Here is a 16,698-nt window from a genome sequence, read left to right on the forward strand (position 1 = left end):
ATACCTAGTATAAGCATTACTCTCTTGGTATATCTAATCTTAGCATACTAATTCGTAAGGGTAAAATCTACCCTTTAATTTGTAAGACTAATTTCCACTGTTGAATGAGTTAGGGGTGGAAGTTACTTTTGCAATTGAGCCATTTGATTTTTATGTAATTATTTTTTATTCTTGTTAGTAAAATAGAACAAATGTTTGATGTTATACCACATATATGGTATAATTTTGTTATGAATGAGAGGTGTTTTTATGTTAATTCAAAAAAAAGATAAACAAAGTGAAATATATAACTTCATAAAGGACCAGGTGCAATTAAAAGGATATCCGCCCTCAGTAAGGGAAATCTGTGGAGCTGTAGGACTTAAATCTACCTCAACTGTTCATGGTCACTTAGAACGATTAGAGAAAAAAGGATATATTCGTAGAGACCCTACCAAGCCACGTGCTATTGAATTATTAAAAGATTCTGTGATGAGAAAAGAACTAATAGATATACCTATTATAGGAAAAATTACAGCTGGGTTACCAATCTTAGCGGTTGAAAATGTTGAAGATACCTTTACTATTCCCTTGAATTTTACTAAAACCAATAATGAGTTATTTATTCTCACAGTTTCTGGTAGAAGTATGATTGAAGCAGGAATTTTAGATGGAGACCTTGCTATAATTGAGAAGGTCAATACCGCTAAAAATGGAGATATAGTTGTAGCACTTATTGATAATGAAGCAACTATTAAAAGATTCTTTAAGGAAAAAGGTCATATAAGGCTTCAGCCTGAGAATTCATCTATGTCCCCTATCATAGTTGAGGACTGCGCAATTTTAGGTATACTAGTGGGCATTTACAGAAAATATTAAATATCTACTTTAATATTTAATAACAAACAACCTGCAATGATTTTATCATTTGCAGGTTGTTGCTTTGTTACTAAGTTTTAAAAAAATATAAATATATTGTAATTTCAATAATATTTTCTTCTAAATTAAATAACTTTTGAAAGTGCTATTAGTATTCCAATTTTAGCATGATCAAAGGTTAATCCACCCTGTAAATATGCTATGTAAGGTTCTCTAATTGGAGCATCTGCAGATAATTCTATAGATGAACCTTGAATAAATGCACCTGCTGCCATTATAACCTTATCCTCATATCCTGGCATATCCCATGGTTCACATTCAACAAAGGAATCAATTGGAGAGCCTGCTTGGATACCCTTTATGAAATTAATTAGCATTTCTTTGTTACCAAATTTAATAGCCTGAATTATATCACTTCTTTTATCCGTGTATTTAGGAAGAACTTCAAATCCTGCAAGTTCCATAATTCTTGCGCAGAAAATAGCACCCTTTAGTGCTTCCATAGTTACGTGTGGTGCTAGAAATAGTCCTTGATATAAAGACCGCATAACTCCAAATGTAGAACCACACTCCCCTCCTATGCCAGGAATTGTTAGTCTATATGATGCTTGCAGTACATATTCTTCTTTACCTGCAATATATCCTCCCGTAGGTGCAATCCCACCACCAATATTTTTTATTAGTGATCCAGCAACTAAGTCTGCCCCAACATCTGTAGGTTCCGTAGTTTCAATAAATTCCCCATAACAGTTATCTACAAAACAAATCACATTTGGGTTTATGGCTTTTGCCGATTTTATAATCTCTTCTATCTCGCAAATTAATAAAGCCTTTCTCCATCCGTACCCAGTAGATCTTTGAATATGAACTAGCTTTATTGACTTATCGGAAAGCATTATTTTTTCCATTAGCTCTATATCAACTTTAGAATTATTTAACTCTAATTGTTTATATTTTACACCGAAATCTTTTAATGAGCCTATATCTTTCTTATTAGTTATACCTATTATGTTATGAAGTGTATCATAAGGCGTTCCACATACAGAAAGCATGGTATCATTAGGCCTTAAATTACCAAACAATGCTGCCCCAATGGCATGTGTTCCATTTACAAAATGTGGCCTAACTAGTGCTCTCTCACAATTAAAAATTCTTGCATAAACTTTATCTAATGAATCACGTCCTATATCGCCATAACCGTATCCAGATGAATTTGTGAAATGAGATTCGCTGATTCGCTCATCCTGTAGTGCGGTTAAAACCTTAAGTTGATTAAACTCTCTTATTTCATCAAGCTTTTCGAACTCCCCTTGCACATCTTGCATAGCGATATCATAGAGTCCTATCGTTTTGGAATTTATCTTATACTTCTTTTGAAGGTATTCTTTTGTTATATTGAGCATTATTCCGGTTCTCCTTTGTATTATGTATTTATTTTAAACTAACACCACTACATCTGAAACAAAATGACTAAGCATTTTAAACGGTTGTATTATTTCAGATGCCATAGTAATAGTAACATATTTAATACCGATGTAGAATAGTTTTATATCAATTATTGTATTGAGTCTTTAATTGTCTCTTTCTTTACTAATCTTTTTAACTTCTTAAATAATCTCTTCAACAGTTTCCTTTAATTCTACACCTACTTTTTTATACTTAATTTCAAATTTTCCCTACTTATTTTTCATAAAGTACATTAATGCATATAGCTCTACTTAAATAGTCTATGAAAAGTTTCTTTTCTTCCCTTTTGAGCTTCTCATTATAAGAATAATGGGAAGTTGGCATCTACCTCATTGCGTAATTTTTATGCTTGCTGCACATAATATCATAAATGGGATTATCTTTTTATACATTGATAAAAAAATTATATATTTACCCATATCTTCTGAAGTTCAACTATGGTCAACATAATATTATTGTTTTCTTATTCGAATTCCTAAAGCTTCTTCATACACACTTAACTTATGAAGAAATGATTTTTCCCCACCTTCAAGGTAACTAATTATATGCTTTTTTATTCTATTTTCACCTGGATAACCCGTGGCTTCTATCCACCCATGTTTATTATCTGACATCATAATGCATACTTGATCAGCCTTAGCATTGGTAACGATTGTTGCACTATGTGTAGCAATAATAACCTGTCTCTTATCTTTTATCTCTCTTAATTGCTTGACCAGGTTCCTGTAAATGTACTGATTATCTAAATTATCTTCTGGTTGATCTATAATTAATGGTCTATAGTCATTCGAGTATTCACTATATCCTAATATAAAAGAGAGCATTGCAACAACCTTTTGCCCAAGGGAAAGTGTCCTAACATCTTTATACAATGTACTTGTTTTACTGTTGCCTTCTCTATTATTAAGATTAAACTCTAAAGAGAACGCTTCAATATCTTCAACATATTGTTTCAAATAATTAATTATTAAATTGATGTTATCATCAGTAATAAGCTCAGAAAATATGGTTTTGATAACACTACTTGCATTCTCTAAGTTGATTTCATTTATTCCTTTATCAATTAAATTCTGATTCATTTCTATTCTAAAATCCAACAGATTGATTAGTGTTTTCACTTCATCGATCTTTCCATAAATCACTAAATCTAGAAATTTAAAAATTCCAAGTTTATCATATAAGTTTAACAAATAGTCGATAACATTCTCTTGAGTAATACTATAATTATGAAAAAAGCTCTTGTCTTTATTATACGCTCCAAAAATCCAATGTTCTAAATTAGGTTGATTAGAATTTTTATCTTGAGAATAAACAATACGAAGAATTCCTTGCTGGTCAGCATTAAATGGGTCTATTATTGTATTTACTTCATCTTGACGTTGTTTTAGTGCACCTTTCACATTCAAAAGCATTTTTTTTAAACCAGATTTACTTCTAACGCGAATAACATCAGCTGGGCTAGATAAAGTTTTATTTTCAAAAAGGACTTCGTATAAAAAATTATTTATTTGTTGACCGCTAGCAGTATTAACCAATTCATTAACCGAATATCTAGTATCAAAAAACTTCTTAAGTGTTTCCTTTTTATTAGAAATTGCCTCTAACCACAAATTACCATCATTATATATGGCTTTTGATATTTTCATATGATGTTTGAATGCAAAATCTTCAACCTCGTCTTTTTTAAACCGATACTTAAAATGGTATCGGTTTTGAAAATTTTGGCCAAAATAGTGAAGTATATTGGTGTCCTTATCCGTTTTGTAAGGCGTGCGCATTTCGATTAGGTATTCATCCCCCTGATAACTATATAAAACCCACATATTACCATGAGAGCATATAAATTTAAGTAATTGTTCTGACTCACAGCGCTGACTCATAACATATTCTAGAATTTCAAGAACACTACTTTTTCCGGTACCACGTCCACCTATTAAGCAATTCAATGCATCAGAAAAGCTCAAGCAGAAGCTCCCCTCCCCATTTGTTTCGCTTAAGAAACCGTCTACGCAATTTTCGATATATATGCCCTTAATAAATTGCTTATCATGACTTTTTTCTGTAAAACTTATAGAAATATCATAATCAGTAAGAGCTTCTTTAATCATAGAAAAATTTCTTTTGCTCCCCTTAATCCAAAAACATTTTTTATCAATTGATTCCAAATCATGAGCATCATTATCTAGAAGAAATTTGATTTCTGTTGAGCGATACTTCATCACCATCGATTTAATATAACTTAAATTAGCGTAATTAGATAACCCAATAAAATGCAACACTTCATCTGAGAGTAATTTTTGTTTATAGGCACCACTTAAATATTTTTCTTTGAATATATCTGAAGTATCTAAATGAGCAATATACCCTATTCCTCCTACAGATCTAATAAATTTTAATACTTCCTTGCTCGTTTCATAAGAACCCTCTTCAATGGTGAGCAAATTCTCCTCCAGCCATTGCTTTATCAATTGCTTTTTTTGATTAGAACTTTCAAAAATACCTACAACATGATTCTTATCTGCACAAGATATTTCAATGCCCAAGATTACTTCAGGATAAGTATTTCTATTCTTCATTTTGTGTAAGAGGTTTATAGCTATTTCAAGCTTTTGGATCCCTTCAATTGTATGATGGTCTGTAACAACTACAATTTCTATATTCTTTGCAATTAATTCTTCTGCCAGAAGCAAAAATGATAAGACTTCCTTCGTACTGTTATATTTATCGAATAATCCTTTGGTTTCAAAGTCTTCAATTTTAGATACATCTGAAAACACCTTTCGTTCAATACATATTTCAAATATTTCTTTATCTGAGCATGTTTTATATCTGTTTTTATCCCAGTCAATCATTAATTTATAATCATACGACTCAGGAGTGTGCACATGAAAGCACGTTTTATAAAAAACACCAAACTTCCCTTTACGCTGTTTTATAGCCTCGTATGCTAATTTTTCGTCTCGCATCGCTTTGACCATGGTTCTCACCTCCATTCCAAATGCCTCTTTTTGTACTCGAATGCGTCTCTGCATTGTTATTTTTTCACTTATTAGCCTATTGGGTATATTGATAATGGAAAGTTCAATTCTCAAAAACTCTTGTTATCTATGATGTGCTTCACCGTAACTATCTAACCGGATAACTTTAAGGTTAAATGTTTATGTCCCCCAATAATAAATTGGATTTTACAGAATACTCAATTTGGCCGCCATTTCACTGATGTTCTGATCTTTCTTTTCTATTCATTATCTGGCAAGACTGGTTCGAATTTTTTACCAAGAAATTGTAGTTTTGTCCATGATATCAATTCAAAAAGCTGCCTATCTTTATAATATACTAACTTTTCATATTGCTCTTTTGTAATTTTTTCACCATGTGATGATAAATTTCGTGGCCAATACAAATCTTGAATCATTTTATTAAATGAAAATAAGCCTTCAACAAATTGTATTTTGTTTTCTTTAACAAATTTCTTCATATCGTACCACATCAAATGTTCTGTTGGCTTATTTTTTATATCCGAGAGTTGTATGATCTCATTTATTTCTTGCTCTATAACTCCACAATATTGTTTGAAAGGCATATTATAAGAAGCTGTTTTTCTGCCATCTTCCTTGTCAAATTGTTCAGCCACAGAATCTGCGGAAGCTAAATCCCACATAGAATTATCGGATAAACCGCCACAGTTAGTATAATAAATTGAATAGTAAAAATCTATTTTATCAAGTGGCACCCATTCAATCCATATGTTATCATTTTTCTTTTCCGCATAATCAAATTGCCATGATGACAATCCACCGTCTGTATCTACAAACATTTCAATATGATTAATATATCTGTCAAGACCTTGTAATATAATTTGATATGCCAATCTGGATAAAGTAAGCATTGCACTATAATCACACCGTTGATAATCGCTTTTAAATAAATATTCATTATAATTCATTGAAGCTATTTCTAATAAAACAATAGCCTCAGGAGCATTAAGTATATTATCTTGATAAGTATTCTTAACTTTTGTGATTATATCCTCAATATTTTCTTCTACACCAGTAACTTCATGAACCTCTTTTATTACTTCAAAATAGCGATCATTACCTCTTTCGGCAACAGAATACAATGACGAACATAAAAATTTTATCATATTATCATCTATATTTAATCTACTCAAATGTCCGATTAATTGTTCTAAGGTGGCAAGTACATAGTTTTTAAGTCCAGTAATGTAGTTGTGACGTGGAATTATTCCTAATTTACTATCTAAATATTCTCCATCCACCGACTCATTTATTAGCTCCCAATTTATCATAAAATCGCCTCCTCGCTTTTCACTCCCATTATAGACATAACCTATCCAGTTTATATGAGTAATTCTTACAGTTCTTTATGACGGACTTTATGAATATTATGCCATAATGTTTCTTCTTAATAGTTTTTATCTATTCCTTCTATATCGCATCGTATTTCATATAATTTTTTTACCAATAGATGGTCGTTTTCGCTTAAAGCCATACTGACTAATCTTCTCTTTCCTAGTCTTTTATCAATCATGGCAAAAGACTTTATAATAAAATCGCTTGTAATAAGTGCTTCTTCAATTGATAAGTTTAAATATTTTTCTAATGAATCTTGAATATCATCAACATAATATTTACCATTACTATGCATAACTTTTTCTGCATAATCATATTCGTTTTCTGTACCTTGGCTTTTCCTATAATCGTCTATAATAGCAGACCATTCGTTGAGCCATTTCATTTTTGAAATATGAAAAATTTCTTTGCCATCAAAAGTTATCCAGAACCTACTTTCAGGTTCATGTATGGCTCTGTAATGGGTTAGATGAATTTTTATTCTTTTTTTTAATTTTTCACAGATTCTACTCTCTAACAATTTCTTATGTTTACTCCATTTTATATTTAACCGCAAATATCATCACCCCCAAATGCTACTCTTTTGTAACCTTACTATACTATTAAGTCGCCACAAAATACAAGGAAGTCATATACCATTTTCCTATAACTTTCATTTTTTGAACTTCCAATTATAGACATAACCTGTCCAGTTCTTCTAATTTTTCTAGTAATTTTTATAAGTATTTGTGACGAGCTTTATGAATATTGTGACATGCTTATATACAACCACTAAATGTAATGCTCATTTGGTGAAGCAGGTTTTGCAGTGAGAATTGAATGGTAAAGAATAATGAATTTACGCTTCAACCTTATATGCATACGGCAATAATTCTTTTGATTTTACTTTGATGACACTACCTTCATTCATTAACAGAACATCACACTCTGGCATATAGTCAAATAAAATTTGTCGACAGTTTCCACAAGGTGGAATAATCTCTTCTCCATTCTCACCCCTAACAGCAACAATCTTAAGAAAGTCACGTTCACCAGCAGTAATAGCTGCTCCTATGGCAACTTGCTCTGCACATGCACCATGCAAAGAGTAAATATTTACTCCTGTATAAATTTCTCCACTACTACATGCAACAGCAGCACCTACAGTATGGTTGAAGTTCTCAGCATCATAGTTTTTGATAATTGCTGCTTTCGCAGCAGCAATTAGCTTTTTATCGGAATTCTCAATTGAATTTTTCATTTTAATTGCCTCCCATCATTTCTTCTAAATCAATAAACACCTGTTTTCTGCTCAACGGTTCACAATGACCATATAAATAGACTTTGGGATCATACATTTGGTATGAAATCATTAACGGAACGAATATTGCAGTGTGTGCCAAAAGAAACATCCCTCAGCATATGCATCCTTATCACGCTTAATGTACACTTCTCGTTCACATTCAAGTATTAAATTATAATTAAACTTGTTAAAATCAAAATACATACATATTCTCTCCTTCATTCCTGAACCTTAGCGCGACGCGATTGGTAAATGAATGTGCCTTATAGATAATTTAAATATCATCTCGATTTGAAAGATACACTTGATTGCAGTGCTTGCCATATTAGAGATTATACACGAATCATTGCCGTACCACATAATAAACATCATAAGAGTAAACTTTTTAACGCCAGTATTCTTTAATAGCTATTTAAGTCCAAACAAAAGGCACCCTTCTGAGTAATTTTTCCTAGAATTTTATTTTGTTTTGAATAGAAATTATCCTTTCAATACTATTATCTAATATTTTCTTATTTATCTGAGAAACTTGTTTATCTGAAATTCGTTCAATTATATATTTATTATCATTTGCACCATCTAAGCCAATAGCCATAACAACATTAGGGGATATAGGCATTATATGCTCTAGTTGATGACCTTCATTATTTACACAAATAAAGCTTGGATTGTCGCTGGTTATAAATTTATTATTTCCTGTTGATATGCAAAACTTTATACTCATTAATCGTATATAGTTTTTTGCACTATCATACATAAGTCCTTCATCTTTTAAAAACTCACGATATTTTTTCAACACCATAAGATGTTCAAATTCTTTTTCAACTGTATCCAAATTGTTCTTATAACGCTCTCCAACTGGTATATTAATTTTATCCAAATTAGCATTGCTTATAATTGTTTTATAAGTTGCCATAAAAAGCTCATTGCTATAAAATCCCCTCCAGTTAAAGGCAATAACAAATTTCATTATTATACCTTTAAGAAACTCGTCTACTTTTAGTGAATTGGTTTTATAAATATTGTGTTCTATAGTTTCAAGAAGACATTTCCATTTATCTTCATACTTTGTTGCCCAGAGATTTTCTATATCCTTTATTTTTACTTTGCCAATTTCGGTTTTTAATGTTCGCTTTTTTTTATCTACTATTTGTATCTCATCTTTTTTTATTATCCAATTAGCAAAGTTCAAATAATTTCTATTATACTCATCTAAATTATTCAATTGCTTACTTTCATAAAAAATTTCATATCCGCTTAAAGCTTTAAATATTTGAACTAAATCATCCTCTTCACATATTGGCATACCTGCTACAATTGAATGAAATTGAGAAATTCCAAAATTATTACCAATATTTTTAGTTTCTATTAATTTTGTTTTCTTATCCATGACATAAGTGCTTTCATTTGAATAACACCATGCTTTTAGATAAGTTTTTGGAATTAGATGATGATATTTCGGATTATGCATGATATCCAACTCCTCATTCTATAGAATATTAATCTTGGTGCGTACCTATAAATATAGCATCATTTCCACACTCTTTCATTGGTTCTCCACAAAAACATATAATCTTTATCATTACATAAATTGTTACTTTGGTACCTTTGCCTTTCTCGCCAAAAATGTATATTAGCATAATCTAAAGTAAAAGTAGTGATATGGTAGCTACTGTATACCACAAATTAATTGGTAGAATATCGCATTCGTCATACGTAAATATAAACACAAAAGGCATTTTTTCCTTTCTAGCTGATGAACTATTTAAGAGAATTATAAAATAACAGCTTTTGATTATGACAATTAAACACCTATTAATCCTTCCCAATCATCAAGATAATTCCAATTCATAGTTGTTTTTTTTCAGTAAAACTAACAGTTCCAACATTCATCTCGTTATTTTTATATTCTTCCTTAATATAGTGTTCTGTCATATTCCTTACCAATTGACGACACTTCCTATGATATAAAAATATGATCAAACAAACATAATAAAATTGTATACGTTATTTTTTCTACTTTATTACATTCTACCCAACTGCCGATTATTAGCCTAATTAGAAGTTTAAATCTTTGCAGTAACATCATTATACCCAATTTGTTCACTAACACAAATTGGATTTATAAATCTATCCAATATCGTTCAACAACACAATTCTCATCTTTCATTACTACTTCATTTTCTTTTTTTCCACCTTGCGCTAATATAGTTTTCTGAGAAGCAAAATTATCATTATCACAAGTTAGCAAAACTCTACTAATACGTAATATGTCCTTACAATAAATCAATGCTTGTCTTAATTCTTCTTTTGCATATCCTTTATTTCTTTCAGACTTTCTTACAGAATATCCTATATGTCCACCATATTGTAAAAGATAATCATTTAAAAAATGCCTTATTTGTATCATTCCTACAATACAATTATCACTTTTCCTAATTGCTAATAATTGCGTTGCTGTAACTTTTCTTCCATCTACTTCTTCTGTTTCATTCAATAATGATTTTTTAATATATTCTTGTGGTGAATTCGTATTTCTTAAGAATCCTGTTCCATCCATTGATTCATTATTATAAATAAACTCATCTTTATATGAAAATATACCATCACAATATTCTATTGCTACTTTCTTTAATACTAAATCTTGCATAAAATCACCTCTCCAAATTACTATTTTATTTGTTAAATTGGAATTAAGAAAGATACCATCTGTAATTGAGATTGCATTTTAATTTTTTACTTCCTTTTACTATTTTCTGTAATCCTTTCTGATGAATGGCTCTTCAATACTTTCAGAAATAAGTAATTTGTATTTCTGGGGATGGCGGTATGCGTTGCCATGTACTTCACGACTTCTATACTCTCTGATTTCATCAATAGGAAAATCGGCTATATAAATTCCCTCTCGTTCACCAGCTTCAATAATAAGCGTATCTCTTGAACCAAAGTCAGAAGCTCTGTACGCAATCCCATCAAATGCAGAAGAATGACCATTGCAGTCGGGCTTGCCTTTTGGATAATTTACTGTTGCAATGCCCACCATATTTTCATATGCTCTTGCCCGCAACTGTGAAATGCGGTTTATCTCCATAGGGCAAGCGTTTGGTACTAAAATAATCTCAGCGCCTTTTAGCATAAGAATTCTCGCACTTTCTGGAACTTCCCTATCATAGCAAATCATTGAACCTATTTTTACATTGCCTTGCGCAGTGTCTAAACCGGCAACATAAAAATCATTGCCTGCTGTTAATCGGCATTCATCGCCAAAATCACAGGTATGTACCTTTGCATAGGTAAGTACATTGTTTCCAAAACGATCGAACAGGCAAAGGGTGTTCCTTGGTAATGGATCGTACTTTTCAAGAAAGGTTATTCCGATAGCCATATTAAGATCTTTTGCAAGTTTACCAAATGAATTAACAAAAGTACTATTAGCAGATACAGCGCTTGCTTTCAATTCAGCAATATCTTCAGGAATGTTATAGCCAACGCTCCACATTTCAGGAAACAATGCAATGTCTGCACCCATTTCCTTCGATTTTCTGCAATATTTCAATCCCTTTTGTATGTTGCCGTCTAAAGTATCTTCAGGCATAAGCTGCAATAAAGCTACTTTCAGATTTTTCATTGTAAAATCCCCCTTCAAATTTCTATTTATTGATTTATTTTACTTCTTCAATGTCACATTTATTTTGCAATTTATACATTACTATCCAACTTATAAATGTTTTCAGGTATCACTGATATGCCCTACAACTATCAAGTTTTACGCTTTTTTTACTTTTCATTATAGACATAACCTGTCCAATTTATATGATTTCTTTAGTAATTCTTACAGTTGTTTGCGACGGACTTTAAGAATATTATGAAGCACTAAGGTGCTTCTTGTTTTCAAATTTTATAATTTCATTTCCAAAATTCTACTTCGAGTCTCCATTCCTTGATTTTTATAAAAATTAATTGCATTTTTGTTAAATTCCCATACCATTAATTCTAAACTATCCACATTAAATTCTAAAGTGCGTTTTTTAGCCTAAATAAATAATCTTTTGCCAATGCCTTGTTTTCTATAATCTTGAGAAACACATAAATCTTCCATATAAGCAACTCTTCTTGGAACTAAAGATATATTGGTGGATATTGGTTTAATTGAAATAACACATAGTCCTATAATAATATAGTTAAGTTCAGCTAAAATTGTTATTGTATTATTATCATTTATAATGCTTAAAAAATCTTTTTTAGAAATTGGTTCATCTGTTTTTCTATAAAAATCTGTTCTACTGTCCACATGCAATCTATGCACTTGATTCATTAAAATGTTAAAACCCTCAAAATCATCAATTGAAAAATTTCTAATTGTTATTTCTGGCATATATTTCACTCCCCCTTTAAATAAATAAGCTTCACAAATATAATACAAGTTTGACACAACTCTTTACCTGTCACGGTTATTGAATACCTATAGGTTCTAATTATAGCACCGCGGTTTCGTTCTATTTTAATTATCCAAAGTTAGGCGTAATTACTAATTTTTTTCACACTCAGACTCTTACCTAGGGTTTGAGTTTTTTTCGCGCCTAACTTCGTATAATTCGCTAAAAATAATTACAAGTTGAATATTATATATACAATTCATTTAGAATACTTTGCGGAACTGCCTCTTTCAATGATAATCTTTCACTACATTCATTCTCCAATATCCCATATAATCAAATAACGAACAATTTCCTGCCTCTATTTTTACAATGCTATGATTAATATAATCATTCTCCTATGTAATTTATAATTTGTTGTGAAGCCTGTATGGCATCTATATTGGATACATCAATTTTAATTGTATCCAATAATTCGTAATTATTTAATCTTGACACACTACGTGCTATAACATCTATTGTTCTAATTCCGTTATCAACATCTTTTAAAAGTCTTTCTACAAGTGACTGTTCAGAGCAAATTAGTGAAATTTTGTATAGAATAGCATTTTGGAGGTTAATTCCAGAAACTATACTTTCGATAATATGTTCTTCATGCATTACCCAACAAAAAATAATATTTTCGTACTCTGAACATTTTAGAAAATTATTAAGAATATATCGTATATTCTCTTCAACCATTTTTTTAGTCTCGTCAGTTACAATAAAAGGATTCATATCCCAGCACCAATCCCCATCAAGAAATGAACATTTGGGTAGTAATCTCTGCAGTTCTCTACTTGTAGCAGTTTTTCCTACACCCATTGTGCCATTAATAAAAATTATATTTTTCAATTAAAACCCTCCTAACAGAGATTGTCACTTTTTTCTACCAGAGTGACACAACATATGAACATTAAGAATTATTTTTTATATAAGTCATTTCATTTTGCAGTAACATAATACTGTTTCATAATGAAAAATCAATGTTCCATTATCATTATGCTTTTTAAATAGAAGCTCAAATTCTGAAATCATATAATTAAATCTTGAATTTTCTTCATTAGAAATATATGAATATGATAATAAATTCCCCAATAATTTTTTTAAATTATACACTTGAGGATTATAAAATATTTCTTTATAAATTATTTTTGAATTAAAGAAATTAGGTAAATCTGTATTAAGTGATTTAGTGGGCTCACTGTCTGCGTATTTTTCAATCAATTCCATATATTCGCCCATAAATTTGTCACCACGAAGTTTTATTCTGTTATTCACTATTACTACGAATCCATTAGGTTTTAATATTCTCAGAAATTCTTTTTTTGTAGGCTCTGGTTCAAACCAATGAAATGCTTGTCCAACTGTAATCATATCAACTGACTCTGATTCTAATTTTGTACTTTCAGAAGAAGCATCTACAGAATGGAAATTAGTATACTGATTTAGACGCTTCTCTCCAGCAGCCCTCATTTCGGTATTAGGTTCAATACCATATACTTCATTCCCATTATCCAAAAATAATTGAGCAGAGATTCCTGTTCCAGAGCCAATGTCAGCAATAATTGCTTTATTGGTAAGACCAATTGTAGTATTTAGAAAATTAATTATATCATTAGGATAGTTAGGTCTATATTTTGCATAGTTTTCTACACGATTGCTAAATCTACCTTTGGGATTAAGTTGTGTTAAATTCATATTACCCTCCTATAAAAAATATATTACACATTAGCTTTAATGCGCGATTAAATACAAGTTAGACATAACTCTTTAACTGAGAAATATCTCAGATATCTCAGGTATCGCTGATATGCCTAACCCTATTAAGTTTTACACATCTTTTGACTATAAGAATAGGTAAGAATTTGATATTATCTCTTTCTTTTCCCCTCTTCCACACCGTACGTGAGACTTTCACCTCATACGGCGTTCCACCAATGTTAATTATTTATATTTAAAATCACAAGATTTCCAACAAGTTTACGAAGTGCATTAATTTTTATAAAGGCTTTTTCATCCAACTTTATTCCTTGCTTTAATTGGGTTATTTCTTCTATCACTTCTTCATCAATAATATAACTCATTTCTTTATTTACCAATATAAGATTGTGGTATTTATCTGTTCCACCTTTGTATTTGGGGAGCTTATTTCTTGTTACCATATTATTTAAATCTAATTTTACTTTGCTAATATGACATAACCCCTTTTGAGCTACATAGAGGGATATTCTATTATCATTTTTCTCTATGCTATCTCTTTTAACAGGATTATTTACGAGAAATTTAATTGCTTCCTTATACTCTACTTCCAAGTCTTTATGAAGATAGTACCTTCCTTCAATAGTATATCTACTTGCTACATTTTTCATATAACTGGCTAGCTTAAATTTTATTCCAGCTATAGGAAATATGGTTGTTTTACATATACTCGTTGATTTGAAATTATATCTTCCATAAATTCTTTCATAGGTTTTATTGGGATATATCTTGTCACTTCGTATACTTCTAGTTCGATTAAATAGCCTTTTTCTAACTAAGTAATTTATTTCACTAAAATCAAGATTTACATGCGTGGCTATTCTATAATAATTGTGCCACCCTAGTATCATTGAATTTATTTTGTCAACATTATATACCTTCGGTTTGTTTTTAATTTTATCAATTTGATTTCTGTATTTTTCAGTTATCTTCTTCTTGGCTTTATCAGATATCCTACTGTTTATTACATAGCTTTTTCGTTTTTTCACAGCCTTAATTTTAAAGCCTAGAAAATTCGAATAATTTTTTCTCAAATTTATTACTTTTGATTTTTCTTTATTTATATCTAAGCCAAGTCTTTCTTTTAGCCATTTGCTTACCGCAATAAATATTCTTTGTGCGGATTTAGCATCTTTTGTTAAAATCTTAAAGTCATCAGCATAACGAACTATATACATTTCTTTTAATCTACTTTTCTTCAATGTTTTTATTTTGCTACAATAGTTTGTGCTTCCTTTTGTTTTCACACCTCTCCATTGACTATCTATCCACCAATCTAGTTCATTTAACACTATATTTGATAATATCGGCGATAAAATTCCACCTTGAGGGGTTCCCTTATCGGGAATTCCAATTCCTTCAATCTCTGCTTTTAACATTTTTGATATTATACTAATTAATGCTTTATCTTTGATTCCCAAAGTCCACATCTGTTTTAATAGTTTCCCATGGTTAACATTATCGAAAAAGCCTTTAATATCAATATCTACAGCATAGTGAAGCTTATTTATATTAACCAAGCTATTTACTTTTGCGATAGCATTTTCAGCACTTCTATCACACCTAAATCCATAACTTCCGTGATAAAATTTTGCTTCTACAATCGGTTCTAGTATCTGCTTAATACATTGCTGCACCATTCGATCTTCTATGGTAGGTATTCCTAATGGTCTGATTCCACCGTCAGGTTTTGGTATTTCAACTCTTCTCACTGACATAGGCACGTAATTTTTGAATCTTTCTTGTATATACTCTACCCATTCTGATATTCGATAGTTTTCTATGTATTTTATAGTGGTTTCGTTAACTCCTGCCGTTTTACTGCCTTTATTATTTTTGATATTTCTATAAGCTAAAAGTATATTTCTTTCAGTGATTATTTCAGAAATCAAATCCTTAAAAACGTAATTCTCTTTGCTCTTTCTATAAAGTATATCTTGTATTTCTTGACTATCATAATATTCGTTATTTCTTAGTTTTTGCTTCTTTAATAATGGTTCTTCACTTATCGTCATTAGTCAGCCTCATTTCAAATGAATTTGGCTTCTTTTAGTCTTAATCGAACCTAACGATTATCATGTAATTTTATATTTTCTTAACACTGACTTGTGGCTATCCCTCCGTTTATTTTCATAAATTTCTACGGTACTATGCCACTACTTTCACTGATATAAAAACAAGTTATAACTTAAGTCTTTCCTTGCTACCACTTCAAAAGAAGTAAGTCCTCCATGTTATCAGCTTCCCACGTTCCAATAACTTTATCTTTACATATATCTTTAGGTAACCCTTATGAGTCTGTGTGCTTGATACTACCTTTAATAGTATATGGTTTTTCATAACGAGAATTTTTACTAAACCACACACACCCTACAACTTTGGTAGTTACACCATTTCTGGCATTGGTCCTCTGTCAAGAAAAAGTACAAATTAAAATGAGAAGGTTATGTTAGCAATTCACTAAACTTAAATTGCTATTGATATATTAAGTTTGTTTGCTTTCTCGTATTCCATTTCAAACTCATCAGGTGACATATAGTTA

The 16,698-nt window shown here is 30.6% G+C and carries 13 protein-coding genes; 1 reads left to right on the top strand and 12 read right to left on the bottom strand.

From position 1 onward, the window contains the following. Positions 1-249 precede the first annotated feature (249 nt). Positions 250-858 carry a transcriptional repressor LexA gene (lexA, locus tag VIM70_RS12295; RefSeq protein ID WP_331946054.1) on the top strand — a complete coding sequence of 203 codons (609 nt, stop codon included), beginning with the start codon at positions 250-252 and terminating at the stop codon, positions 856-858. Positions 859-983: 125 nt separating this feature from the next. Here lexA and VIM70_RS12300 read toward each other — a convergent pair whose 3' ends face one another. The 12 genes from VIM70_RS12300 to ltrA form a co-directional block, all read right to left on the bottom strand. Continuing rightward, a complete protein-coding gene (locus VIM70_RS12300; RefSeq protein ID WP_331946055.1) occupies positions 984-2,261 on the bottom strand; it encodes a methionine gamma-lyase family protein in 1,278 nt (425 codons plus the stop codon). Positions 2,262-2,777: 516 nt separating this feature from the next. Then, complete coding sequence (locus VIM70_RS12305; protein ID WP_331946056.1) at positions 2,778-5,303, bottom strand: Spaf_1101 family AAA-like ATPase; 2,526 nt, start codon at positions 5,301-5,303, stop codon at positions 2,778-2,780. 260 nt (positions 5,304-5,563) lie between these two features. Next, a complete protein-coding gene (locus tag VIM70_RS12310; protein WP_331946057.1) occupies positions 5,564-6,634 on the bottom strand; it encodes a hypothetical protein in 1,071 nt (356 codons plus the stop codon). A gap of 116 nt (positions 6,635-6,750) precedes the next feature. Further along, positions 6,751-7,254, bottom strand: a complete 504-nt coding sequence (locus VIM70_RS12315; protein WP_331946058.1) for an SF0329 family protein — start codon at positions 7,252-7,254, stop codon at positions 6,751-6,753. A gap of 282 nt (positions 7,255-7,536) precedes the next feature. Continuing rightward, positions 7,537-7,938, bottom strand: coding sequence for a cytidine deaminase (locus VIM70_RS12320; protein WP_331946059.1), 402 nt, complete (start codon positions 7,936-7,938; stop codon positions 7,537-7,539). Positions 7,939-8,431: 493 nt separating this feature from the next. After that, entirely contained in the window at positions 8,432-9,451 is a 1,020-nt protein-coding gene (locus tag VIM70_RS12325) for a DUF4238 domain-containing protein (protein WP_331946060.1), read from the bottom strand. A 651-nt stretch (positions 9,452-10,102) separates the two neighbouring features. Continuing rightward, positions 10,103-10,630, bottom strand: a complete 528-nt coding sequence (locus VIM70_RS12330) for a GNAT family N-acetyltransferase (protein ID WP_331946061.1) — start codon at positions 10,628-10,630, stop codon at positions 10,103-10,105. 99 nt (positions 10,631-10,729) lie between these two features. Next, entirely contained in the window at positions 10,730-11,608 is an 879-nt protein-coding gene (locus tag VIM70_RS12335) for a carbon-nitrogen hydrolase family protein (protein ID WP_331946062.1), read from the bottom strand. A 405-nt stretch (positions 11,609-12,013) separates the two neighbouring features. After that, positions 12,014-12,355, bottom strand: coding sequence for a GNAT family N-acetyltransferase (locus VIM70_RS12340; protein WP_331946063.1), 342 nt, complete (start codon positions 12,353-12,355; stop codon positions 12,014-12,016). Between the two features lie 391 nt (positions 12,356-12,746). Next, entirely contained in the window at positions 12,747-13,250 is a 504-nt protein-coding gene (locus VIM70_RS12345; RefSeq protein WP_331946064.1) for an AAA family ATPase, read from the bottom strand. An 84-nt stretch (positions 13,251-13,334) separates the two neighbouring features. Continuing rightward, the gene (locus VIM70_RS12350) at positions 13,335-14,096 is read right to left on the bottom strand and encodes a class I SAM-dependent methyltransferase (protein WP_331946065.1); all 762 of its coding nucleotides are present in this window, start codon (positions 14,094-14,096) and stop codon (positions 13,335-13,337) included. A gap of 242 nt (positions 14,097-14,338) precedes the next feature. After that, a complete protein-coding gene (ltrA, locus tag VIM70_RS12355) occupies positions 14,339-16,171 on the bottom strand; it encodes a group II intron reverse transcriptase/maturase (protein ID WP_331946066.1) in 1,833 nt (610 codons plus the stop codon). Positions 16,172-16,698 lie beyond the last annotated feature (527 nt).

Origin of the sequence: Clostridium sp. (genome assembly GCF_036569345.1) — a bacterium.
Classification (GTDB): Bacteria; Bacillota; Clostridia; order Clostridiales; family Clostridiaceae; genus Clostridium_AD.

Coding starts and splice junctions, on each gene's coding strand:
- lexA (WP_331946054.1), top strand. CDS start 250: ATGTTAATTCAAAAAAAAGATAAACAAAGTGAAATATATAACTTCATA.
- VIM70_RS12300 (WP_331946055.1), bottom strand. CDS start 2,261: ATGCTCAATATAACAAAAGAATACCTTCAAAAGAAGTATAAGATAAAT.
- VIM70_RS12305 (WP_331946056.1), bottom strand. CDS start 5,303: ATGGTCAAAGCGATGCGAGACGAAAAATTAGCATACGAGGCTATAAAA.
- VIM70_RS12310 (WP_331946057.1), bottom strand. CDS start 6,634: ATGATAAATTGGGAGCTAATAAATGAGTCGGTGGATGGAGAATATTTA.
- VIM70_RS12320 (WP_331946059.1), bottom strand. CDS start 7,938: ATGAAAAATTCAATTGAGAATTCCGATAAAAAGCTAATTGCTGCTGCG.
- VIM70_RS12325 (WP_331946060.1), bottom strand. CDS start 9,451: ATGCATAATCCGAAATATCATCATCTAATTCCAAAAACTTATCTAAAA.
- VIM70_RS12330 (WP_331946061.1), bottom strand. CDS start 10,630: ATGCAAGATTTAGTATTAAAGAAAGTAGCAATAGAATATTGTGATGGT.
- VIM70_RS12335 (WP_331946062.1), bottom strand. CDS start 11,608: ATGAAAAATCTGAAAGTAGCTTTATTGCAGCTTATGCCTGAAGATACT.
- VIM70_RS12340 (WP_331946063.1), bottom strand. CDS start 12,355: ATGCCAGAAATAACAATTAGAAATTTTTCAATTGATGATTTTGAGGGT.
- VIM70_RS12350 (WP_331946065.1), bottom strand. CDS start 14,096: ATGAATTTAACACAACTTAATCCCAAAGGTAGATTTAGCAATCGTGTA.
- ltrA (WP_331946066.1), bottom strand. CDS start 16,171: ATGACGATAAGTGAAGAACCATTATTAAAGAAGCAAAAACTAAGAAAT.